The organism is Candidatus Uhrbacteria bacterium (assembly GCA_016187485.1).
GTDB lineage: Bacteria > Patescibacteriota > Patescibacteriia > UBA9934 > UBA10169 > JACPJO01.
Genome location: JACPJO010000004.1, coordinates 88,622 through 108,060, shown reverse-complemented (window position 1 = coordinate 108,060; position 19,439 = coordinate 88,622). Strand labels below are relative to the sequence as shown.

The following is a 19,439-nucleotide window of genomic DNA, read 5'->3' as shown; positions in this document are numbered from 1 at the left end:
ATGGCAACGACTTCTCTCTACAATCAAAAAGGTGAGACCGTTGGAACGCTAGAGCTTCCCGCAAAACTTTTTAGCGTGCCTGCTGATCCCAACGTGCTCTATGAAGTCGTGACAGCGCAACAGACAAACCGCCGTGCGGTGCTTGCACACACGAAAACACGCGGCGAAGTGCGCGGGGGTGGGAGAAAGCCGTGGAAGCAAAAAGGAACCGGTCGCGCACGCCAGGGCTCCATCCGTTCCCCGCAGTGGAAGGGCGGTGGCGTAGTTTTTGGCCCGCGCAAAACCCGTGTTTTTGATGTGAAGGTAAACCGCAAGTTGCGTCAGAAGGCACTCGCGATGGCTCTTTCGGATCTGCTCTCGACTGAACGGCTCGTGGCGGTAGATTCTCTGGAATTTCCCGAAGGAAAAACCCGCCAGGTGTCCAATATGCTTGCCGTGCTTCCACAGGCAGGTCGCCGCACGCTTCTGGTCGTGGAGCCCAAGAATCGTCTTGTGTCACGCGCGGCGCGTAACCTCTCTGGCGTGGAAGTGATTCCGGCGAACGCGCTTAACGTGGAGGAAGTCTTGAAGGCCGGCCGCCTCGTCACGTCTTCTTCTGCACTCGAAACCATGAAGACACTTTTTGCATCCTATGGGGCTTCTTAATCGCCGAAAAGAAAAAAAGGAAACGCCACCACGTGCAGAAAAGCGCGCGCCGGCTTCTGATGTCTTGAAGGCAGCGGCTACCGTGATTATTCGGCGTCCCTGGGTGAGCGAAAAGGCTTCACGGCTTGCGTCCACGGGAACGTATGTGTTCGAGGTCGCAAAGAGTGCTACACGCGTGGAAATTGGAAAAGCAATCTTTGCCCTCTACGGCATCCGCCCCGTTTCGGTGCACATCGCGCGTGTTGTTCCCCGGCAAGTCCGTTTTGGCCGCTCCTTTGGCACGACGCGCGCGCGTAAAAAGGCGCTCGTGACGCTTCCTCACGGATCACGTATTGATGTCTACGAAGGCGTGTAATTTTTCCTATGCCCGTCAAACGCTACAAACCAACCAGTGCCGGCCGCCGCATCTCTTCGGTAGATGCTTTTGCCGACCTGACGAAATTCGAACCAGAGAAGTCGCTTCTGCGCGTGCGTAAACAGCATGCGGGGCGTGCAAACCACGGGCGCATTACGGTACGCCATCGCGGAGGTGGGGAAGCGCGATTCTTGCGCGACGTAGACTACAAGCGCGAGAAGTTTAACGTGCCCGCGCGTATTGCCGCGATTGAATATGATCCGAACCGTGGTGCGCGTTTGATGTTGCTTATCTATCGTGATGGTGAGAAACGCTACAGCATTGCTCCCGAGCACGCACGGGTTGGCGCGATGATCGTCGCTTCCAAAGAGCGCGGCGAAATTGTCGAGGGGAATCGTTTCCCCCTCTCCGTCATTCCGGTGGGTATGCCCATTCATGATATAGAACTCTCTCCCGGACAGGGAGGGCGCATGGTGCGTTCTGCAGGCACATCGGCGCAAGTGGTGGCAGTGGAAGGAGAGATGGCAACCGTACGTCTTCAGTCCGGTGAGGTACGCCTGCTCTCGAAGGGGTGCATGGCCACAGTGGGCGCAGTGTCCAATCCGGACTATCGTTTGATTCGCTGGGGAAAGGCAGGGCGCATGCGCCACCGCGGCATCCGTCCGACGGTGCGTGGAAAAGCCATGAACCCGGTTGATCACCCACACGGAGGAGGAGAAGGCCGCAACTCCATTGGTCTGAAACATCCAAAGACCCCAACGGGCAAACCGGCATTGGGTGTGAAGACGCGTCGGAAAAAGTCCTCAGATATCTTTATCTTGTCTCGCCGTAAAACGGCAAAGCGCTAACTATGTCACGATCGCTTAAAAAAGGACCCTTTGTAGACGCAAAACTGCTTGCGCGTGTTCAGGCATTGAAACCCGGCGATAAAACGGTGATAAAGACATGGTCGCGAGCAAGTATGGTAACGCCTGAAATGGTTGGTTTCACGATTGGTGTGCACAACGGCAAAGACCATATTCCTGTGCGGGTCGTGGAGAATATGGTGGGACACCGGTTGGGGGAGTTTTCTCCGACACGTAAGTTCGTGCGCCACGGAGGAAAGATGCAGAAGGCGATCGAAGAGGGAGCAGAGGGCGCTGCAGCTGCCGCCGCGCCGGCCCCTGCCGCTTCTCCAAAGAAATAATATGGAATTTTTTGCAAAAGCCAACAGCGTACGCATGTCTCCGCGAAAGGTCCGTCTTGTGACGGGGCTTGTGCGGGGCATGAACACTGCGCGCGCGGATCGTCAGCTCCAGCTTCTCAACAAAGCGGCAGCTTCCGTTGTGCTGAAGCTCTTGCGTTCGGCAGTGGCCAATGCAAAGAACAACTTTCAGCATTCTGGCGAGGGGCTTTCGATTATCTCTTTGCGTGTAGACGGCGGCCCGGTGTTATACCGCTACCGCCCACGGGCGCAAGGTCGGGCGGCACCAATCCGCAAGCGTACAAGTCACATTACTCTTGTGCTTGGCGAACGCCCTGCAAAACACTAAATCCTATGGGAACAAAAGTTCATCCAAAAGCTTTCCGCCTCTCCACGATTCGCACATGGGACTCCTTGTGGTTTTCGAAAAAAGAATTCCCGCGCCTTTTGCAGGAAGATCATAACATTCGCGCGTTCTTGGAAAAGAACTTGAAAGAGGCTGGGGTAGATCACATTCGGATTGAACGCTCTCTTCAACAGATCCATGTCACGATTGTGGCCGCGAAACCCGGGTTTATTATTGGTCGTGCGGGAGCAGGTATCGAGGATCTGCGCAAGAAGCTTATGCGCGCCCTCTTTCCCGGCAAACGCATACACCTTGCGCTGAACGTGAAGGAAGTTACTCGTCCCATGCTTTCTGCGCGTATCGTGGGGCAGCAGATTGCCACCGAACTTGAACGCCGCATGCCGTTTCGCACGTGCATGAAGGGAGCCATTGATCGTGTCATGAAAGCCGGCGCCGAAGGAGTCAAGATTATTGTGTCGGGCCGGTTGAATGGTGCGGAAATTGCGCGCCGCGAAAAACTTACAAGCGGAAAAGTGCCTCTGCAGAATCTCCGCGCCGATATTGATTTTGCCCACGTGCCCGCCTTTACCATTTTTGGAACGATCGGGGTGCGTGTGTGGATTTATCGTGGGGAAGTCTTTGATCGGAAACCCGAAGAGAAAACCACCTAAGTATGTTGATGCCAAAGAAAGTCAAACATCGAAAGTGGCAGAAAGGACGCGGTCTTGGGAAGCGCATGGCTTCACAAAAGACGCGTCTGGCTTTTGGTTCCTTCGGTCTTAAGGCAACCAGCGAATCCTTTGTGACCTCGCGCCAGATTGAAGCAGCCCGCCGCGCCATGACACGCTCTATCAAACGCGGAGGTAAGGTGTGGATCCGCGTGTTTCCCGATCATCCTATTACCACAAAAGGTTCGGAAATGCCGATGGGAAAAGGGAAGGGAGCTGTGGACCACTTTGTGGTGATTGTGCGCCCAGGCACTATTCTGTTTGAGATGGACGGCATCACGGAAGAGGTGGCGCGCCAAGCGCTGTCGCTTGCCGCGTATAAACTGCCTCTCACCGCTCGGGTGGTGACGAAAACGCTTCGCGCGTAACGTATGAAAAAGCTCACTATCCCACAATCCAAAACCGAGATCATGGAGCATATCGCCCGTGCGCGCAACGCGCATGCCGCGATGCGCTATGAATGCGCGGTCGGACAGCGCAAAGACGTGCGCGAAATGCGCGCGCTTAAAAAGGAGATTGCGCAACTGGAAACAGCTCTTCGCACCCATAACGTATGACCAACTCTTCCCCAATCACACGCCGCATGACCGGTACAGTAGCTTCGGTAGCTCCTGCCAAGACGCTTATTGTTGTGGTGGAACGCACACTTGTGCATCCCAAGTATGGCAAGCGCATGAAGCGTCAGAAACGCTACGCTGTTCACAACGAAGCGGGTGTCTTTGCCGTGGGGGATGTGGTGCTCTTTGAAACGTGTCGGCCCATGTCGCGTACGAAGCGCTGGCGCGTTGTGGAAAAAGTGACGAAATCCTAATATGGTTCAACATCGCGCCATGCTTGCCGTGGCAGACAATTCCGGAGCCAAGAGATTGCAAGTGATTCGTGTTCTTGGCGGGTACAAAAAACATTACAGCCGTTTGGGGGAGATCATGACGTGTGTGGTAAAAGATGCCGCTCCGCGTGGACTCGTAAAGAAAAGCGATGTCGTGCACGCCGTGCTGGTGCGTTCACGCAAAGAAGTGCGCCGTCCGGACGGGACCTATATTCGCTTTGATGAAAATGCGGCGGTGGTTGTCGATAAAAAGACAAAGGAGCCAAAGGGTACGCGCATTTTCGGCCCCGTGGCCCGCGAACTCCGCGCTGGCGGGTTTACGAAAATTCTTTCTCTTGCTCCCGAAGTTCTCTAATATGAAACTGAAAACGGGCGACATGGTCCGCGTACGAAGCGGCAAAGATAAGGGGAAGGAAGGAAAGATTTTGCAAGTCTTTCCCAAGCTTGGTCGTGCGGTGGTGGAAGGCATTAACATCCGCAAGCGTCACCTGCGCAATCGCAAAGGCGTACGCGGCCAAATTGTCGAATTCCCCGCCCCGCTCGCGCTCTCCGCTCTCCAACTTAAGGGCGAGGGGGTCCGTGTGGGCTACCGTTTTATCCAAAAAGACGGAAAACCGGTGAAGGTGCGCGTTCTGCGGAAAGCCGGAAAAACACAAGATGTTGCGTAATATGACACGCCTGAAAGAACTCTATACGAAGACGGTGAAGTCTGCGCTCCAAAAAGAGCTCGCGCTTTCGAATACACACCAAGTGCCGTCTGTTTCAAAGGTGACGGTGAATGTGGGGCTCAACGCAAAGAGCGGTAAGGATTCGAAAATCGCGGAGGTGGTGGAGCAGACCCTTCTTCGCGTGACGGGACAGAAGCCGGTGAAAACACTTGCGCGCCAATCCATTGCTGGATTCAAAATCCGCGAGGGGATGGTGGTAGGGATGGTGGTAACGCTTCGCGGCGGCCGGATGTGGGATTTTCTGGATAAGTTGGTTGAGGTGACGTTCCCCCGCGTGCGTGATTTCCGCGGTATCCCGCTTTCCTGTGTGGATGCGCACGGCAACTTCTCGTACGGATTCCGCGAGCACACGGCTTTTCCGGAAATTAAGTCTGACGAGATTGAAAGTCTGCACGGCCTGCAAGTCACGATTACGACGGATGCGCAGACGCATGACGCGGGCGTCAAACTCTTGCGCGCTCTCGGATTCCCCTTCCAACGCACCTAATCTATGGCTACGAAAGCACGTGTCGCGAAAGCGAACAAAAAACCCAAGTTCTCCACACGCAAGATTCACCGTTGCTGGCGGTGCGGACGTATTCGCGGATTCATGCGCGACTTCCGCCTGTGCCGTATTTGCTTCCGTGAATTAGCGAACACGGGAATGATCCCGGGCCTCAAAAAATCGAGCTGGTAAATATGATCACCGACCCAATTTCAGACATGTTGACGCGCTTGCGCAACGCCTCGGCGGTTCACAAAACCGAGGTGGCGGTTCCCTACTCCAATGTGAAGTGGGCAATTGCCAAAATTCTTGCCGCCGAAGGGTTTGTGAAGAAAGCGGACGTCGTGGGAGAAGGCATCGGACGCTCGATTGTTCTTACGCTTGCATACGAAGATGGGGAACCGCGATTGCGGTCTCTGCGCCGCGTGAGCACGCCTGGATCACGCGTGTATCGCAAGGCAACGGAACTTCCACGAGTCCTTTCCGGGTTTGGCTTTGCGATTGTTTCTACCTCAAGCGGTATCATGACGAATAAAGAAGCGCGCTCCCGTCGTTTGGGCGGTGAAGTGATTTGTGAAATCTTCTAATATGTCACGTGTTGGAAAAAAACCGATTCTCCTTCCTGCCGGTGTTGAGGTCATGATTGATGGCACACACGTGACGGTGAAGGGGCCCAAAGGAACGCTTACACGAAACGTTCATGCTTCCATGTTGCCGAAAATCGGAGAGGAGGGGAATGGGAAGGCACTGGTGGTCGAGGTGAACGGTGACACGCACGAGCTTTCACCGCTGTGGGGGACGACCCGCGCGCTTCTCGGCAACATGGTGACAGGCGTCAGTACGGGATACACGAAGTCACTTGAGTTGATTGGCGTGGGATTCAAAGCGGCCCTGATGGGAAAAAAGATCCAGCTGTCGCTTGGTTTTTCACACGATGTGGATGTGCCGATCCCGGAAGGTCTAACCGTGACGGTTGAAAAGGGTATCATTACGGTAACGGGAGCCGACAAGGAACAAGTGGGCCAATTTACGGCATATCTCCGCTCGCTCAAAAAACCGGAACCGTACAAAGGAAAGGGGATGAAATATACGGACGAAGTGATCCGTCGTAAAGCGGGCAAGGCCGCCAAATCAGCCGAATAATATGACTACACGCCGTCTTACACTTTTGAAGCAAAAGCACCACACGCTTAGGCAGCGTCGCACACGGTCCGCCATGCATGGTACAGCGGTACACCCGCGTCTGTGCGTGTTCCGTTCGCTTAAATATATTGAAGCGCAGCTGATTAATGACGACACGGGAAAGACCCTGTGTGCGGCTTCTGACCGAAAGCACACGGACAAAAAGACAAAAACCCAACGTGCGGTATGGGTTGGAGAAGAACTAGGGAAGCTCGCCCTTGCAAAGGGGATTACGACGGCGGTGTTTGACCGCGGCGCATATCGTTATCATGGACGCGTGAAGGCTCTGGCGGATGCCGTGCGCGCCGGAGGAATCAAATTCTAATATGGAACCGACGACACAAGAACAAAAAGGAACAGACACAAAGCCGCACGGAGAACGTCGCGGCCGAGGTATGCCGGGACGCGGCGGGGCCGGGGGCGGGCGAGGAGGCCGTCGTGGTCCAGGCGGTGCCCGACGTGAACGCGAACAGCGTGAATTTGATCAAAAGATTTTAGATCTCTCGCGCGTGACGCGCGTGACCGCTGGCGGAAAGCGCATGCGTTTCCGCGCCACGCTGGTGATTGGCGATAAAAAGGGCCGTGTCGGTGTCGGGGTAGCAAAAGGAGCGGATGTGGCCATGTCGGTAGAAAAGGCCTATCGTCAAGCGAAGCGCAACGTGTTTACGATCCCGCTTAAGGAAGGAACGTTCCCTCATGCGGTGTCGGCGAAATATCGCGCAGCGGTTGTGCTCTTGAAACCCGCGCCAGCCGGAACAGGACTGAAAGCCGGCGGTGCGGTCCGGGTCGTGTTGGAAATGGCCGGTGTCCCAAATGCGGTGAGTAAAATCATGGGGTCTGGCAACAAATTGAATATTGCGCGTGCGACGCTTGTCGGACTGCGACAATTGAAAACACAGACCAAATAATATGGCTCTGCAACTACATACCCTTCGTCCCGCCAAAGGAGCGCGGAAAGGAAAAAAGCGCGTTGGACGTGGTCTTGGCTCTAAGGGGACGTACTCTGGCCGCGGAGGGAAGGGACAAACGGCGCGCTCAGGCGTAAGCGGTACTAAGCGTCTCGGTATGCGCCACATTATTTTGGCGACGCCGAAAGTGCGCGGATTCCGAAGCCTCACTCCCAAACCGTCTGTCGTCAACTTCACGAAGCTTGCCCAAGTATTTCAAGAAGGGGCGATGGTGACGCCAAAAGTGCTCAAGGAAAAAGGACTTGTGCCCGCGAATGCTGTGAATGTCAAAATTCTTGCCACGGGAGCACTTGGGAAAGCCCTCACGGTCAAAGGGTGTTCGGTTTCCGCGAGCGCGCGCGAAAAAATACAAGCCGCGGGCGGCCAAGTCGTTTAACGTCTTATGTCAAAGCTCACCCAGGTCATTCGGATCCCTGCTCTCCGCCGGAGTCTGCTTGCAGTGGGAGGCATGTTGGTATTGTTTCGGTTTGTCGCGCACGTGCCGGTGCCCGGCATGAACGCGAGCGATATTTCACAAGTACTCGAAGGGAATCAATTCTTCGGGCTTTTGAACATCTTTTCGGGCGGCACCCTTGACAACTTTTCCCTTGTCGCGCTCGGCGTCGCTCCCTACATCACCTCGTCTATCATCTTCCAGCTTCTCGGAATGGTCGTGCCGTCTCTTGAAGAAATGCAAAAGGAAGAGCGTGGACGCCAGCGCATTATGCAGTGGACGCGTCTGGCCACCGTGCCGCTTGCCTTTATCCAGGCGTACGGACTCACAGCACTCCTGTCGCAACAGGCTCCAGCGCTTGTCGCAAGTCTGTCGGGCTGGACGATGGCATTAGCACTCCTTTCTATGGTTGCCGGGACTGTGTTCCTGATGTGGCTTGGGGAGCTTATTTCTGAATATCGGATAGGCAATGGCACGTCTATTATCATCTTTGCCGGAATTATCGCCGGGCTTCCCTCGTTTCTTCAACAGACATTCAGTGTGTACACCAAAGACAGCTTGATCACACTGATCCTGTTTGTGCTCATGGTGCTTGTCACGATCTACGCCGTCGTGGTGATGCAGGAGGCTCAACGCAATATTCCTATCCAGCATGCGCGACAGATCCGTGGGTCGCGCTTGCTTGGTGCCGCCACGAGCCATTTGCCGCTGCGGCTCAATATGGCGGGCGTGATCCCAATTATTTTTGCAATCTCTATTCTGCTTCTCCCTACAACGGTGGGACAGTTTCTGGTGAATGCGCGCACCGAGTGGGTGAAGGACACGGCAACATGGCTGTTACAAGTCGTGAATAATCAAACCGTCTACGGCGCGCTGTACTTTGTGCTCGTGTTTGCTTTCACCTACTTCTATACCTCGGTGATTTTCCATCCTGATCGTGTAGCGGAGAACCTTCAAAAGAGTGGCGCTTTCATTCCTGGCATTCGCCCGGGGCAATCTACGGCTATGTATTTGGGATGGGTGGTAAATCGCGTGTTGTTTGCTGGCGCTCTCTTCCTGGCGCTCTTGGCCGTGCTCCCGCTCATTATTCAGCAGTTTACGGGAAGTGCAAACCTCGTTATTGGAGGCACATCCATCCTGATCGTGGTTGCCGTGGTAATTGATGTCATCAAACAGGTTGATTCGCAGCTGACTCTTCACGCATACGACGTTTAAAAAGAGTTGTCTTGAGGCAGCATAAAAAAGCAAGGCAAAGGCCTTGCTTTTATGCTAGATTAGGCCATATTCATTGACAAAAGTCTGATTTTCTGGTAAATTCACACCTTCGTCCTTTAAAAGAGCTTGTCATTCCAGACCTGTTTTTTGTGACAACACCCCGTGTTGTTAGCAGGTTTGGAGTGATAAGTTTGACAACCCCCCATGTCTGACACTTTGGTGTCGGACAAGAAGGAAGGAACTGGAACATGAATTACGACATCATCACGGTCCCCGACCTCCACGCTACCAAGCTGACCGCCCTCGTGGCCCGCGAACTCGATCTCACCCACTTGGATCAGGGCTACACCATCTGGGACTACTATGTGGGCTCGAGCGGCAAGCTGATCCCGGGTCGCGGCTGCAAGTTCAAGCCGATGGTCTGGACGCCCGACCTCCGGCCGGGCGAGGTCATCCCGGCGGACGTCGTCCGGGACCACTTCCGCAAGAAGGGTGCCCTGGGCCACGTTGGCGCCTTCACGTGGTGGTGTCGCGTCTTTGATCCTCGGGGCTACCACATCTCCGTCCCCGACATCGACGCGTGCTGGTACCACGACAGCAGGTCGCTGTCCGTGCCGGGCTTCATGTCCGACCAGTTCGGTCGTGATCTTGCCCGGCATTGGCCCGCCGACTCCTGGCACTACGACGTCTCCTTCGTCGGCTTCCTGCCGGTCCCCTGAACCTCCACTCACGTCGTCTGCGCACGACGTGTCTCGCCCCAGGCGAGATGGTTCGAACCTTCGGTTCGAACCATCTCGCACTGGGGCTTTGTCATTTTAACGATGGCTGTTGCCCGGAATTAAGCTCCGAGGGAACCCTTGTGGGCCCCTACCTCACCCTGCCAACCTCTGCTACACTGTTCCCGCTATGACCTACAAAATCCTCATGATGGGCCCCCAGGGGAGCGGGAAGGGGACGCAGGCGGAACTCCTTTCAAAGCACCTCAATATTCCAGCATTTGGCATGGGCCAGCTTTTACGCGACGTTGTTTCCTCGGGCTCCTCTCTTGGCCAAGAGATCAAACGCATTACCGACAAAGGGAACCTTGTATCCGATCCGGTCGCGGCGGAGGTTCTTAAAAACCGCCTTGCAGAGCCCGATACAACAAACGGATATATTCTGGATGGTTTCCCGCGCAATCAGAGTCAGTACGAGATTATGGAACAGGTAGACGAGCCGACGCATGTGCTTGTGATCGAAATTCCAAAAGAGGAAACTTTGCGGCGCCTCTCTGGACGCTTGACGTGCCTTGTCTGCGGACGTGTGTATCGTGCCGCCGAGGGGCATGCCGCGGGCGAGTCCTGTCTTTGCGGCGAGGGAACTCTTGTGCAACGCGACGACGATAAACCCGAAGCAATCATGCGGCGCCTGGAAATTTATGAGCAGGACACGACTCCCGTTATAGCGCAGTACGAGGCGAAAGGACTTCTCCACCATGTGGACGGCATGGGGTCGGTTGCGGAAGTGCAGGCGCGCATTATTGCCTCTTTATGAGTTGGACAAAAACCCCGGAAGAAATTCACCTCATGCGCGAAGGCGGAGCAATCCTCTCCGCTGCATTGAAAGTTGCTGTAGATGCTGTCGCTCCCGGCGTGCGGCTTCGTGATCTTGATGCGGCAGCCGAGGCGTCTATGCGCGCAGCGGGCGCCACGCCATCATTTTTGGGATACAAAGGAAAACCTCACGATCCACCATTTCCCTCCACCGTATGCATTTCGGTGAATGAAGAAGTTGTGCACGGATCTGGCGCACGCGATCGGGAGCTTCGGGAGGGCGATATTGTTGGCCTCGACATTGGTTGCTGGTACAAGGGCTTGTGCACAGATATGGCCGTGACGGTTCCGGTGGGAAAGATTTCTGAAGAAGCGAGTATTCTCCTTCGTGTCACGCGCGAAGCTATGGAAACAGCGGTGGCAGGCCTGCGTGTTGGCGGCACGGTGGCGGACGTTGGGAGAGTCGTTGAACGGATTGTTAAACCGTATAAGTTTGGGATTGTGCGCGCCCTTGTGGGACATGGCGTGGGGCACGAAGTACACGAAGCGCCGCACGTGCCGAATTATTATGACGCGCAGTACGAGCGTACCAAATTGGAAGAAGGGCAGTGTCTGGCGGTAGAACCGATGGTGACGCTTGGAGACTACCACGTGAAAACGGAATCGGACGGATGGAGCATCGTTACGGTGGATGGGAGCCTCGGGGCGCACTTTGAAGTTTCTCTTGCTTTGGTGAATGGCATCCCAGAAATTCTTACGCCTCTCCCGGTGTAGCTATGCGCGTGCTTGGCGTTGACTATGGAACACGCAAGGTGGGGCTGGCGCTTGCGGACACACAGGCGAAGACCGCTGTCCCGCTTGATGTTTGGTATCACGACAACGAACCGGGGAAGATGGCGGAGCGCATCGCCGGATTTGTGCGCGCCGAACAATTCGACCGCATTGTAGTGGGAGTGCCGCGCAAAGCGGATGGAAGCGCCAGCGCGCAGACCGACATCGCGCTTGATTTTCTGCGTAAGCTCTCAAGCTCCACGGCGGTGCTGGTGGAGGAGATAGAGGAAAGCTTTACGACCACGGAAAGCCGTCGCTTGCAGAGAGAGCACGGCTCGCGCGTGAAGGAAGACGCCCTTGCCGCTATGTTATTGCTCCAAGACTATCTAGAAAAAACGCGTGGGTAATATTTTTTCAACAACCGGCATGGTGCTCCACCGCCGCGCGCACCGGGAGGCGGACCGCGTGTATGTTTTTTTAAGCCGCACGCATGGCAAGGTGGAACTTTTAGCAAAGGGCGGGGCGAAAATATTAGCAAAGCTTACTCCGCAACTCGAATCGCCTGGCGTTGTGCAGGTTCTTGTCGTTGAAGGGAGGCGCGGCCTTACGGTGGCCGGCGTAGAATCGGTAGAATCTTTTCCTTTATTGGCCCGACGTCCGAAAGCGAGCGTATATGCGCACGCGGCGCGCGCGCTTGCCGACCTTACGACGCGTCTTCATCACGCCGAACCGCATACCTATACCGCGCTTGAGGAATGGATGCGATTTCTTCTACGCACGCCTGACGAACGTCTCGACGCGCTTTCCTGGTACACCGTGGCTCTCCACTTTCTTTCGGCCGCCGGCTACGGGCCGGAGCTCTCTCTGTGCGTAGAATGTCGTCAATCTATTCGCGAGAAGGCCACGTGGTCCTCGCTTAAGGGAGGGCTTCTTTGCGAAGCGTGCGCTGCCGCACAAGAAGGGATAACCGGAAAGTCTTTGAGTCCTGATACGATTCGTGTTTTGCGTTTTGCCCGACGTGAGGCTCTGGATGAGGTCAACCGGTTGGCGCGCTCTCCGGAGGTGCTTGTCGAAATGGGGGAGGTGGTCGAATCTCTCCTTCTTGCTCATGCCCCGGCCCTCCCCGCCGTCTCCCTTTCACAGATGATTTTTACTTAAACGGCCCCGCATTGCGCCGCAACCCCAGATTGGGTACACTTTTCCCTGCTATGCATACGTGTTTTGTGGCAGATCTGCCGGGGGAGGTTGGGGAGGAGGTGGAACTGAAAGGGTGGGCCTACAACTTTCGCTCGAGCGGAAAGATTTTCTTTTTGCAATTTCGTGACGGGACGGGCTTTGTTCAAATAGTCTACAGCAAAGGGGGAGTGGAGGAGTCTCTTTGGCAGGAACTTACGAGGGTGCGGATGGAGTCTTCTGTGGTTGTGCGCGGAGTCGTGAAGGCTGAACCGCGGGCTCCGTCCGGATACGAAGTAGAAGGAACGGGATTTGAAATCCTCTCGCTTGCCGAAGAAGACTATCCGATCGCGAAGAAAGAGCACGGCCCTGAATTTCTTTTCGACAATCGTCACCTCTACGTACGTTCTGCCACGCCGTGGGCGGTGCTGCGCATTCGTGATGAGATAACCTGGCGCATTGTGGAGTTTTTGCGCCATGAAGGATTCACGCGCACAGATACGCCGATCTTTCAACCAACATCTTGCGAAGACACTACGGAACTTTATGCGGTGGATCACTTCGGTACACCGGCATACCTCACGCAATCGGGGCAACTTTATTTGGAGGCAATGGAGCATGGACTTGGCCGAGTGTACGACTTTGGGCCGGTGTTTCGCGCCGAGAAATCCAAGACGCGCAAGCACCTGAATGAGTTTTGGATGATGGATTGGGAAGCGCCGTTGTTCGATCAAGCGGCGAGCATGGATTTCACGGAGCGCCTGTTGAAGTACGTGCTCACGCATGTATTGAAGGAACGCGCACAAGAATTGAAGATATTGGAACGCGACACGACGCTCTTGGCCCGCGCCGCAAAGGAACCGTTCCCAAGATTCAAACTACGTGACATGATCCGAACGCTTAATGAACAACACGGTTTTCATTTGACGGCAGAGGATGATCTGAACACCGAGGCTGAAGAGAAAATCGGCGAGATCTATCAACTCCCTGTGTTTATTGAAGACTATCCCTACGCGGTTAAGGCGTTCTATATGCATCGCTATACAGACGCAGATGGTATTGAACGCGGATACTGTGCCGATTTGATTGCGCCTGAGGGTGCCGGAGAGATTGCGACAGCAGCCGTGCGTGAAAACGATTACCAGAAGCTCTTGGCGAACCTGAAAGAGCGCAACTACCGCGTGGAAGATTACCAATGGTATCTGGATGTGCGGAAGTACGGAGGAATTCCTCATGCGGGCGGCGGTGTCGGATTAGAGCGTTGGGTACGCTGGATTACCGGCGTCAACCACGTGCGCGAGACGATCCCTTTCCCAAGAACTATTAATCGTTTGACACCATAATATGGAGCGCTTACTTGCTGGGGAGACGGTGAATGCAGAAGGGAACGCTGTCCTTCTGAAGGGCTGGGTGCATTCTGTGCGTATCATGGGGGATAAATTGGTGTTTTTTGACTTGCGCGACCGGAGTGGTTTGGTGCAGATTGTGTGTTACAAGCCGGATCTTTCGGCTGATACGATCGAAGTGGTGAGCGGGCTTGGCCATGAATATGTTGTGGAAGTTTCTGGTGTTGTGCAAAAACGCGGTGCGAAGCAAGTGAATGTGGACCTCCCCACGGGCATGATTGAGGTAGCGGCAAAAGACGTGCGGTTGTTGAACAAAGCGGCGACGCCGCCGTTTGAGGTCAACAAAGAAACGTCTGGTATCAACGAGGAGCTTCGGTTGAAATATCGATACCTGGATCTTCGTGCGGAGCGCATGCAGCGAAATATCCGGCTACGTGACCGCGTGATCACTTTTTTCCGCGAATACATGCATGCACATGATTTCGTGGAGATTGAAACGCCGATCCTTATGAAAGGCACCCCCGAGGGGGCGCGCGAGTTTATTGTGCCGTCGCGCATCCACGAAGGGAAGTTCTACGTCTTGCCGCAATCGCCGCAGCAGTTCAAACAGCTCTGCATGGTGGCAGGGTTCGAGCGCTACTTCCAAGTGGCGCGGTGCTTTCGCGATGAGGACCAGCGCGGTGATCGCCAGCCTGAGTTTACACAGCTCGACTTTGAGATGTCCTTTGTGACGCAAGAAGATGTTCTGCAATACACAGAGGCTATGTTTATCGCCCTTGTGGAAAAATTGTTTCCGGACAAGCGGATCTCCACGCGTCCATTCGCACGTCTTTCGTACAACGAGGCGATAGAAAAGTACGGCACGGACAAGCCCGATCTTCGCCAAGATAAAAGTGATCCAAACGAACTCGCGTTTGGTTGGGTGCTTGATTTCCCCATGTTCGAAATGGACGAAGAAGGCGAGCTTGCCGCGAAGCACCATCCGTTCTGCTCCATCCATGAAGAGGACCGCGAAAAATTTATGGCCGGAGAAGATCTTCTAACGATTCGTGCGAATGCGTATGACCTTGTCTTAAATGGCTATGAGTTGTCGTCGGGCAGTATCCGTATTCACGAACGTGATCTGCAAAAGCGCATTTTCGATCTCTTGAAGGTAAGCGAGGAGGAACAACAGACACGATTCGGTCATATGCTTGAAGCGTTCACGTTTGGCGCGCCACCCCACGGAGGGTTCGCGCCGGGTATTGATCGCATCGTTATGTTGCTGGCGGGGGAGCCCAACATCCGTGAAGTGATTGCTTTCCCAAAGACGGGTGACGCGCGCGACCCCATGATGGGTGCGCCAAGCGATGTGTCCGCCAAAGCGCTCCGCGAGGCGCATATAAAGATTGTATAACATGGAGGATCGCAAACGACCTGCGTACACTATCGAGACCGAACGGTTTTCTGGACCGCTTCATTTATTGCTGGAATTGATCGAGCACGAAGAGATGCCGATCACGGAAGTTTCCCTTTCGGCCGTTACCGAACAATATCTGCGGTATCTCGATACGCATGAAGTACCGGCGGACGAACTTGCAGATTTTCTCCTTGTCGCCTCGCGTCTTCTTTATCTGAAGTCCCAAGAATTGCTCCCAGAGAAGAAAGCAGAGGAGGAACGGACAGGAGAGCAACTTGCCCTGCAAGTTCAACTCTACAAGCTCTTTATGGAATTGGCGCCGCACATCGAGGAAGCGTTTTCTCTCCTGCCAAAAATGGCAGAACGGCCGAGGCCGCAACTGCCGACACTCAAGACACGTGCATTTCCCTCGACGCTTACAGGGAAGGTTCTGGAAGAAGCTTTTGCACGCGTGCTGCGTATACTTGAACCATTCTTTGCTCTTAAGCGTACTACGATGGAGCGCGTGGCGTCGGTAGCGGAGCGCATGCAGGAATTACGCGCTGCCATTATGTCGCGTGCGACGCTCGCGTTTCGTGACCTCACGTCGGGTGCGTCTCGAAGAATAGATGTGGTGGTAAGCTTTTTGGCGCTTCTTGAGCTTATGAAACAGCGGCTTGTGCGCACACGTCAGTCTGCGACCTTTCGCGACATTACCATTGAACGCATCTAGGCTATGTCTCTTTCCTCTCGTCTTGAAGCCGTACTCTTCGCGGTTGCCAAACCTCTCTCGCGTGCCCAACTCGCACGCGCGCTTGGGTGCACGAAAGAAGAGGTGGGGGGAGCACTTACAGAACTTGTGTCGCGCTGCCATGCGACAGATGCGGGCGTATGCGTGCTGGAAACAGGCGAGGACGTTCAACTGGTAAGCAATCCTGCCTATGCGAGCGACCTGGAACAGTTCGTCAAACAGGATGCCGCGAGCGAACTCACACGCCCAGCGCTTGAAACGCTTACGGTGATTGCGTACCGCGGGCCGATGACGAAGCCTGAGATTGAGCAAGTACGCGGAGTGAATTGCACGCTGATCCTTCGCCATTTGCTGATGCGCGACATGGTTGTAGAAGAACCCAACGAACAAAAGATGCAACCTACCTACCGTGTGAGTCCAACACTTCTTCGGCATCTGGGATGCACGTCGGTTGTGCAGCTTCCAAACTACACCGCGTTTGCAAAGAATGAAGATGTGGCGCGGCTTCAAGCACAGCTCTCCGCCATGCCGGAGGACTCGGTATGATCCGCTTATTTACGCAACTTGTTCTTGCCGCAGCGATGGTGGAATTTGTTCCTACTTCACCGTCTGCGTTGGAATACGCCACGCTTCCGGAAGCGAAAGAGGCGCCTGCCCTGGTGGAGGGGATAAGCGCGTGGATTCCCGCTCCTCTTCCGACGAGTGGTTTGCGTCCTCCCGAGAAAGTAGATGCGACACGGCTTGGGGTTATTACCACAGCATCAAGCGTGCTGGTGGCGGATGCGGGAAGCGGAGCAGAGCTTTTTGCAAAACATCCTGAAGAGGTGCGCTCCATTGGAAGTCTTACGAAACTATTAGCGGCGCTTGTCTTTTTGGAGACCAACCCAGATGTCTCCGCTCCGGCAAGTGTTCTCCCGGTGGACTTACGCCAGGGCGGACGTGACCATCTGTATGTGGAGGATGAAGTGAGCGTCCGCCATCTTCTTGAGGCAAGCCTGGTGGGGTCAGACAATCCGGCGACAATAGCGCTCGCGCGTCTGTCCGGCCTTTCCCCCGAGCAGTTTGCGGCGCGTATGAACGAAAAGGCAGGAGAGATAGGGATGCGCCGCGCGGCCTTTGTCGAACCTACGGGACTTGATCCGCATAATGTGGCCACGGCACGGGACATCGTGGTCTTACTCAAAGCAGCGCTCGACAACCCGACCATCACGGAGATATCTCGTATTCCTCTTGCTGAATTTTCCAGTACCTCTGGCCGCACATACAGTATTCCTACCACAAACAATCTTCTTGCCTCCTACTTGAATGCGCCGCCCTATGCGATCGCCGTAGGGAAGACGGGATACCTTCCGCTTGCGGGGTACGGAGTTGGTGTGCGCGTGGAGGATGGCGTGGGGCATGCACTCTACACAGTGGTGCTTGGGTCCGAGACAGCGCAGAGTCGGTTCCAAGAAGCGAAGGCGCTCTCGCAGTGGGCGTTTGATGTGTATCGCTGGCCGGATGAGACTCTGTAACTATGTGGAAGATTTTATTAATTGCGGCCTTGCCGATTGTGGAACTGCGCGGGGCGCTTCCCATTGCTCTCGCCGGCGGTATGCCGTTTTGGCAGGCGTACCTTCTTTCCGTGATTGGCAATCTTGTTCCGGCGATCCCTCTGTTTTTCTTTTTGGCGTGGTCGGTAAAAATTATCGAGCGGTACATTCCCTTTCTCCATCGGTGGCTTCTGTGGTGGTTTGAGCGGACGCGGAAAAAGTTTGGGCCGTCGTATGAACGGTATGGTGCGGTGGCACTGTGTATTTTTGTGGCTATCCCACTCCCGCTTACCGGCGCATGGAGTGGTGCTGTGGCGGCGGTGCTCTTTGGCATCCCTGCGCGTTTTGCCATTCCCGCGATCGTGGTTGGTGTGGCCATTGCCGGCATCATTGTCGGTATTCTCACTGATACGGTGATGGGAGTTCTGTAGAAAATAAAAAGAACCAAGAGATGGTCTTTATATGGTAGCTGGGGCCGGAATCGAACCGGCGACCTAGGGCTTATGAGTCCCTCGCTCTAACCAACTGAGCTACCCAGCCCCGAACAATTGGTAGCGGGGGCGGGATTCGAACCCGCGACCTTCGGGTTATGAGCCCGACGAGCTACCTGGCTGCTCTACCCCGCGTCGTGTGGCTGAATGCTATAGTCCAACTGCTTGATTGTCAAGTAATCCAAGAATTGTTAGTATCCTGCTTGCAATGCCGGGATGGCGGAATTGGTATACGCGCGGGACTCAAAATCCCGTGGGCGCAAGCCCTTGAGGGTTCGAGTCCCTCTCCCGGCACCAAAGACCACAAAGGTCTTTTTGTTTTTCTTCCATATAGCATATAGACCTCATATAAACCTCACGCAAGGGCCGATCGGCCCTTGCGTGAGGTTTATGGATCTTGTGTCTTGTACGATTTTTGAGACTGTTTTCGAGACGAAGTTTCGAAACTAAGTATCGAATAAAACCTGTAGATATTAGTGCACTTCGAAACTCAATTTCAGATACGGATAAATCGAAAACGACCCAGGGGGGTCGTGTGATTCTCCTTCGCTCTTACGAGCTACGGGAGACAAGAAGGAACGGAACTAGTTCGTCCTCGTGATGACGGGCGCCACCTTCTCGAGTGCCTCACGGATCAGGTAGTGCCGCCGCGTAGCCGTGTCGGGATCGCAGTTCATGAGCGCAGTCTCGCGGACGAACTCGAGGTAGGGGACGATCGCGGCCAGCACGTCGTTGAGTCCCTTGCTCTGCGCCAGCTTGCGCGGCTCGCGCAGAAAGTCCTCGAGGACGAGGAGCTGACTGTGCACCACTTGCGCGTTCAGGCCGTGACGCACGAGCACGCGCAGCTGTTCCTCGGTGATGTTCCACGCATCTCGTTGGGGCAACTCACGCAGTGCCGTCACGAGGAGCCGAAGCGTGTCCTCGGGCGTCCGGTATTGGAACCCCATCTCTTCTGCGCCGGGCGTGTTGCAGATGTACGACATGGAGAGCGCTCCCTCCAGGCGGTGGCGGCTCGCCTCCATCTGATGGCGCTTCAGATGGGAGTTCATCATGTTCATGCTCATGAACATAGATCCTCCCAGGACCACGGAACCGCAGGCGAACAAGGCAGCGAAGGTCATCTTGTCGCTCGCCGTCACGATGGGCCCATCGAAGAAAGGCTCACCCGGAAGAGCGAAGAGCCAGATGAAGAAGAACGTGCCCACGACGGCCAGAACCGTCGGGTTGATGAAGACCCAGGCGATCCACGACAGGACGGAGCTCACGGGCTTGCTGTGATTGTGCATGACTGACTCCTGTGGCGACTCCGGATGCCGGACGTCCCACCATGAGACCTTTTGGCATCCCCGCAGGATTGCGGGCGACCCAT

The 19,439-nt window shown here is 55.1% G+C and carries 31 protein-coding genes and 3 tRNA genes; 31 read left to right on the top strand and 3 right to left on the bottom strand.

What is annotated here, in order from left to right:
* From rplD to HYW18_01800, 30 genes are all read left to right on the top strand, one after another.
* Entirely contained in the window at nucleotides 1-645 is a 645-nt protein-coding gene (gene rplD / locus HYW18_01945) for a 50S ribosomal protein L4 (protein ID MBI2484890.1), read from the top strand.
* Nucleotides 632-1,000 carry a 50S ribosomal protein L23 gene (locus HYW18_01940; GenBank protein ID MBI2484889.1) on the top strand — a complete coding sequence of 123 codons (369 nt, stop codon included), beginning with the start codon at nucleotides 632-634 and terminating at the stop codon, nucleotides 998-1,000. The genes rplD and HYW18_01940 overlap by 14 nt, the downstream gene beginning before the upstream one ends.
* An 8-nt stretch (nucleotides 1,001-1,008) precedes the next feature.
* Nucleotides 1,009-1,848: a 50S ribosomal protein L2 gene (rplB, locus tag HYW18_01935; protein ID MBI2484888.1), complete on the top strand. Its 840-nt coding sequence runs from the start codon at nucleotides 1,009-1,011 to the stop codon at nucleotides 1,846-1,848.
* 2 nt (nucleotides 1,849-1,850) lie between these two features.
* The gene (gene rpsS / locus HYW18_01930) at nucleotides 1,851-2,186 is read left to right on the top strand and encodes a 30S ribosomal protein S19 (protein MBI2484887.1); all 336 of its coding nucleotides are present in this window, start codon (nucleotides 1,851-1,853) and stop codon (nucleotides 2,184-2,186) included.
* Nucleotide 2,187: 1 nt separating this feature from the next.
* Nucleotides 2,188-2,532: a 50S ribosomal protein L22 gene (gene rplV, locus HYW18_01925; GenBank protein MBI2484886.1), complete on the top strand. Its 345-nt coding sequence runs from the start codon at nucleotides 2,188-2,190 to the stop codon at nucleotides 2,530-2,532.
* A 5-nt stretch (nucleotides 2,533-2,537) separates the two neighbouring features.
* The gene (gene rpsC / locus HYW18_01920) at nucleotides 2,538-3,200 is read left to right on the top strand and encodes a 30S ribosomal protein S3 (protein MBI2484885.1); all 663 of its coding nucleotides are present in this window, start codon (nucleotides 2,538-2,540) and stop codon (nucleotides 3,198-3,200) included.
* 2 nt (nucleotides 3,201-3,202) lie between these two features.
* On the top strand, nucleotides 3,203-3,625 hold the full coding sequence (gene rplP / locus HYW18_01915; protein MBI2484884.1) for a 50S ribosomal protein L16: 423 nt from the start codon (nucleotides 3,203-3,205) through the stop codon (nucleotides 3,623-3,625).
* Between the two features lie 3 nt (nucleotides 3,626-3,628).
* Nucleotides 3,629-3,814 carry a 50S ribosomal protein L29 gene (rpmC, locus tag HYW18_01910; GenBank protein ID MBI2484883.1) on the top strand — a complete coding sequence of 62 codons (186 nt, stop codon included), beginning with the start codon at nucleotides 3,629-3,631 and terminating at the stop codon, nucleotides 3,812-3,814.
* A gap of 26 nt (nucleotides 3,815-3,840) precedes the next feature.
* The gene (gene rpsQ / locus HYW18_01905; GenBank protein MBI2484882.1) at nucleotides 3,841-4,068 is read left to right on the top strand and encodes a 30S ribosomal protein S17; all 228 of its coding nucleotides are present in this window, start codon (nucleotides 3,841-3,843) and stop codon (nucleotides 4,066-4,068) included.
* A 1-nt stretch (nucleotide 4,069) separates the two neighbouring features.
* The gene (rplN, locus tag HYW18_01900; GenBank protein ID MBI2484881.1) at nucleotides 4,070-4,441 is read left to right on the top strand and encodes a 50S ribosomal protein L14; all 372 of its coding nucleotides are present in this window, start codon (nucleotides 4,070-4,072) and stop codon (nucleotides 4,439-4,441) included.
* Between the two features lies 1 nt (nucleotide 4,442).
* Nucleotides 4,443-4,754, top strand: a complete 312-nt coding sequence (rplX, locus tag HYW18_01895) for a 50S ribosomal protein L24 (protein ID MBI2484880.1) — start codon at nucleotides 4,443-4,445, stop codon at nucleotides 4,752-4,754.
* Between the two features lies 1 nt (nucleotide 4,755).
* Nucleotides 4,756-5,301 (top strand): 50S ribosomal protein L5, encoded by a 546-nt coding sequence (rplE, locus tag HYW18_01890; GenBank protein MBI2484879.1) that lies wholly within the window; start codon nucleotides 4,756-4,758, stop codon nucleotides 5,299-5,301.
* A gap of 3 nt (nucleotides 5,302-5,304) precedes the next feature.
* Complete coding sequence (locus tag HYW18_01885; GenBank protein ID MBI2484878.1) at nucleotides 5,305-5,490, top strand: type Z 30S ribosomal protein S14; 186 nt, start codon at nucleotides 5,305-5,307, stop codon at nucleotides 5,488-5,490.
* A gap of 2 nt (nucleotides 5,491-5,492) precedes the next feature.
* Entirely contained in the window at nucleotides 5,493-5,885 is a 393-nt protein-coding gene (gene rpsH / locus HYW18_01880; GenBank protein MBI2484877.1) for a 30S ribosomal protein S8, read from the top strand.
* A 1-nt stretch (nucleotide 5,886) separates the two neighbouring features.
* Nucleotides 5,887-6,441, top strand: a complete 555-nt coding sequence (gene rplF / locus HYW18_01875) for a 50S ribosomal protein L6 (GenBank protein MBI2484876.1) — start codon at nucleotides 5,887-5,889, stop codon at nucleotides 6,439-6,441.
* A gap of 1 nt (nucleotide 6,442) precedes the next feature.
* On the top strand, nucleotides 6,443-6,805 hold the full coding sequence (locus HYW18_01870) for a 50S ribosomal protein L18 (GenBank protein ID MBI2484875.1): 363 nt from the start codon (nucleotides 6,443-6,445) through the stop codon (nucleotides 6,803-6,805).
* A gap of 70 nt (nucleotides 6,806-6,875) precedes the next feature.
* On the top strand, nucleotides 6,876-7,388 hold the full coding sequence (gene rpsE / locus HYW18_01865; protein ID MBI2484874.1) for a 30S ribosomal protein S5: 513 nt from the start codon (nucleotides 6,876-6,878) through the stop codon (nucleotides 7,386-7,388).
* 1 nt (nucleotide 7,389) lies between these two features.
* Nucleotides 7,390-7,824, top strand: coding sequence for a 50S ribosomal protein L15 (gene rplO / locus HYW18_01860; protein MBI2484873.1), 435 nt, complete (start codon nucleotides 7,390-7,392; stop codon nucleotides 7,822-7,824).
* Between the two features lie 6 nt (nucleotides 7,825-7,830).
* On the top strand, nucleotides 7,831-9,096 hold the full coding sequence (secY, locus tag HYW18_01855; GenBank protein MBI2484872.1) for a preprotein translocase subunit SecY: 1,266 nt from the start codon (nucleotides 7,831-7,833) through the stop codon (nucleotides 9,094-9,096).
* 248 nt (nucleotides 9,097-9,344) lie between these two features.
* Complete coding sequence (locus HYW18_01850; protein MBI2484871.1) at nucleotides 9,345-9,815, top strand: hypothetical protein; 471 nt, start codon at nucleotides 9,345-9,347, stop codon at nucleotides 9,813-9,815.
* Nucleotides 9,816-10,002: 187 nt separating this feature from the next.
* Nucleotides 10,003-10,629, top strand: coding sequence for a nucleoside monophosphate kinase (locus tag HYW18_01845; GenBank protein ID MBI2484870.1), 627 nt, complete (start codon nucleotides 10,003-10,005; stop codon nucleotides 10,627-10,629).
* On the top strand, nucleotides 10,626-11,402 hold the full coding sequence (gene map, locus HYW18_01840; protein ID MBI2484869.1) for a type I methionyl aminopeptidase: 777 nt from the start codon (nucleotides 10,626-10,628) through the stop codon (nucleotides 11,400-11,402). Before HYW18_01845 ends, map begins: the two co-directional genes overlap by 4 nt.
* Before the next feature lie 2 nt (nucleotides 11,403-11,404).
* A complete protein-coding gene (ruvX, locus tag HYW18_01835; protein ID MBI2484868.1) occupies nucleotides 11,405-11,806 on the top strand; it encodes a Holliday junction resolvase RuvX in 402 nt (133 codons plus the stop codon).
* Nucleotides 11,799-12,557 carry a DNA repair protein RecO gene (recO, locus tag HYW18_01830; protein ID MBI2484867.1) on the top strand — a complete coding sequence of 253 codons (759 nt, stop codon included), beginning with the start codon at nucleotides 11,799-11,801 and terminating at the stop codon, nucleotides 12,555-12,557. The genes ruvX and recO overlap by 8 nt, the downstream gene beginning before the upstream one ends.
* Nucleotides 12,558-12,607: 50 nt before the next feature.
* The gene (asnS, locus tag HYW18_01825) at nucleotides 12,608-13,915 is read left to right on the top strand and encodes an asparagine--tRNA ligase (GenBank protein MBI2484866.1); all 1,308 of its coding nucleotides are present in this window, start codon (nucleotides 12,608-12,610) and stop codon (nucleotides 13,913-13,915) included.
* A gap of 1 nt (nucleotide 13,916) precedes the next feature.
* Complete coding sequence (gene aspS, locus HYW18_01820) at nucleotides 13,917-15,314, top strand: aspartate--tRNA ligase (GenBank protein ID MBI2484865.1); 1,398 nt, start codon at nucleotides 13,917-13,919, stop codon at nucleotides 15,312-15,314.
* 1 nt (nucleotide 15,315) lies between these two features.
* Complete coding sequence (locus HYW18_01815; GenBank protein ID MBI2484864.1) at nucleotides 15,316-16,029, top strand: segregation/condensation protein A; 714 nt, start codon at nucleotides 15,316-15,318, stop codon at nucleotides 16,027-16,029.
* A 3-nt stretch (nucleotides 16,030-16,032) separates the two neighbouring features.
* Nucleotides 16,033-16,593: an SMC-Scp complex subunit ScpB gene (scpB, locus tag HYW18_01810; protein ID MBI2484863.1), complete on the top strand. Its 561-nt coding sequence runs from the start codon at nucleotides 16,033-16,035 to the stop codon at nucleotides 16,591-16,593.
* Nucleotides 16,590-17,561 carry a D-alanyl-D-alanine carboxypeptidase gene (locus HYW18_01805; protein ID MBI2484862.1) on the top strand — a complete coding sequence of 324 codons (972 nt, stop codon included), beginning with the start codon at nucleotides 16,590-16,592 and terminating at the stop codon, nucleotides 17,559-17,561. Before scpB ends, HYW18_01805 begins: the two co-directional genes overlap by 4 nt.
* A 2-nt stretch (nucleotides 17,562-17,563) precedes the next feature.
* Complete coding sequence (locus tag HYW18_01800) at nucleotides 17,564-18,010, top strand: small multi-drug export protein (GenBank protein ID MBI2484861.1); 447 nt, start codon at nucleotides 17,564-17,566, stop codon at nucleotides 18,008-18,010.
* A 32-nt stretch (nucleotides 18,011-18,042) separates the two neighbouring features.
* Here the strand turns inward: HYW18_01800 and HYW18_01795 are convergent.
* Both HYW18_01795 and HYW18_01790 read right to left on the bottom strand, forming a co-directional pair.
* A tRNA-Met gene (locus tag HYW18_01795) sits at nucleotides 18,043-18,119 on the bottom strand.
* A 9-nt stretch (nucleotides 18,120-18,128) separates the two neighbouring features.
* Nucleotides 18,129-18,205 (bottom strand) — tRNA-Met (locus HYW18_01790).
* A 75-nt stretch (nucleotides 18,206-18,280) separates the two neighbouring features.
* Between HYW18_01790 and HYW18_01785 the strand changes: the two genes are divergently transcribed.
* Nucleotides 18,281-18,367 (top strand) — tRNA-Leu (locus HYW18_01785).
* Nucleotides 18,368-18,654: 287 nt separating this feature from the next.
* On the opposite strand, the gene HYW18_01780 is transcribed toward HYW18_01785, so the two are convergent.
* Nucleotides 18,655-19,356: a hypothetical protein gene (locus HYW18_01780; GenBank protein MBI2484860.1), complete on the bottom strand. Its 702-nt coding sequence runs from the start codon at nucleotides 19,354-19,356 to the stop codon at nucleotides 18,655-18,657.
* Nucleotides 19,357-19,439: the final 83 nt, after the last annotated feature.

Coding starts and splice junctions, on each gene's coding strand:
- rpsE (MBI2484874.1), top strand. CDS start 6,876: ATGCCGGGACGCGGCGGGGCCGGGGGCGGGCGAGGAGGCCGTCGTGGT.
- rplB (MBI2484888.1), top strand. CDS start 1,009: ATGCCCGTCAAACGCTACAAACCAACCAGTGCCGGCCGCCGCATCTCT.
- HYW18_01870 (MBI2484875.1), top strand. CDS start 6,443: ATGACTACACGCCGTCTTACACTTTTGAAGCAAAAGCACCACACGCTT.
- rplD (MBI2484890.1), top strand. CDS start 1: ATGGCAACGACTTCTCTCTACAATCAAAAAGGTGAGACCGTTGGAACG.
- map (MBI2484869.1), top strand. CDS start 10,626: ATGAGTTGGACAAAAACCCCGGAAGAAATTCACCTCATGCGCGAAGGC.
- HYW18_01850 (MBI2484871.1), top strand. CDS start 9,345: ATGAATTACGACATCATCACGGTCCCCGACCTCCACGCTACCAAGCTG.
- HYW18_01940 (MBI2484889.1), top strand. CDS start 632: ATGGGGCTTCTTAATCGCCGAAAAGAAAAAAAGGAAACGCCACCACGT.
- rpsC (MBI2484885.1), top strand. CDS start 2,538: ATGGGAACAAAAGTTCATCCAAAAGCTTTCCGCCTCTCCACGATTCGC.
- rpsQ (MBI2484882.1), top strand. CDS start 3,841: ATGACCGGTACAGTAGCTTCGGTAGCTCCTGCCAAGACGCTTATTGTT.
- scpB (MBI2484863.1), top strand. CDS start 16,033: ATGTCTCTTTCCTCTCGTCTTGAAGCCGTACTCTTCGCGGTTGCCAAA.
- secY (MBI2484872.1), top strand. CDS start 7,831: ATGTCAAAGCTCACCCAGGTCATTCGGATCCCTGCTCTCCGCCGGAGT.
- HYW18_01800 (MBI2484861.1), top strand. CDS start 17,564: ATGTGGAAGATTTTATTAATTGCGGCCTTGCCGATTGTGGAACTGCGC.
- aspS (MBI2484865.1), top strand. CDS start 13,917: ATGGAGCGCTTACTTGCTGGGGAGACGGTGAATGCAGAAGGGAACGCT.
- rpmC (MBI2484883.1), top strand. CDS start 3,629: ATGAAAAAGCTCACTATCCCACAATCCAAAACCGAGATCATGGAGCAT.
- rpsH (MBI2484877.1), top strand. CDS start 5,493: ATGATCACCGACCCAATTTCAGACATGTTGACGCGCTTGCGCAACGCC.
- HYW18_01845 (MBI2484870.1), top strand. CDS start 10,003: ATGACCTACAAAATCCTCATGATGGGCCCCCAGGGGAGCGGGAAGGGG.
- rplP (MBI2484884.1), top strand. CDS start 3,203: ATGTTGATGCCAAAGAAAGTCAAACATCGAAAGTGGCAGAAAGGACGC.
- HYW18_01780 (MBI2484860.1), bottom strand. CDS start 19,356: ATGCACAATCACAGCAAGCCCGTGAGCTCCGTCCTGTCGTGGATCGCC.
- asnS (MBI2484866.1), top strand. CDS start 12,608: ATGCATACGTGTTTTGTGGCAGATCTGCCGGGGGAGGTTGGGGAGGAG.
- HYW18_01815 (MBI2484864.1), top strand. CDS start 15,316: ATGGAGGATCGCAAACGACCTGCGTACACTATCGAGACCGAACGGTTT.
- rplX (MBI2484880.1), top strand. CDS start 4,443: ATGAAACTGAAAACGGGCGACATGGTCCGCGTACGAAGCGGCAAAGAT.
- rpsS (MBI2484887.1), top strand. CDS start 1,851: ATGTCACGATCGCTTAAAAAAGGACCCTTTGTAGACGCAAAACTGCTT.
- rplF (MBI2484876.1), top strand. CDS start 5,887: ATGTCACGTGTTGGAAAAAAACCGATTCTCCTTCCTGCCGGTGTTGAG.
- HYW18_01885 (MBI2484878.1), top strand. CDS start 5,305: ATGGCTACGAAAGCACGTGTCGCGAAAGCGAACAAAAAACCCAAGTTC.
- rplV (MBI2484886.1), top strand. CDS start 2,188: ATGGAATTTTTTGCAAAAGCCAACAGCGTACGCATGTCTCCGCGAAAG.
- HYW18_01805 (MBI2484862.1), top strand. CDS start 16,590: ATGATCCGCTTATTTACGCAACTTGTTCTTGCCGCAGCGATGGTGGAA.
- rplO (MBI2484873.1), top strand. CDS start 7,390: ATGGCTCTGCAACTACATACCCTTCGTCCCGCCAAAGGAGCGCGGAAA.
- ruvX (MBI2484868.1), top strand. CDS start 11,405: ATGCGCGTGCTTGGCGTTGACTATGGAACACGCAAGGTGGGGCTGGCG.
- rplE (MBI2484879.1), top strand. CDS start 4,756: ATGACACGCCTGAAAGAACTCTATACGAAGACGGTGAAGTCTGCGCTC.
- rplN (MBI2484881.1), top strand. CDS start 4,070: ATGGTTCAACATCGCGCCATGCTTGCCGTGGCAGACAATTCCGGAGCC.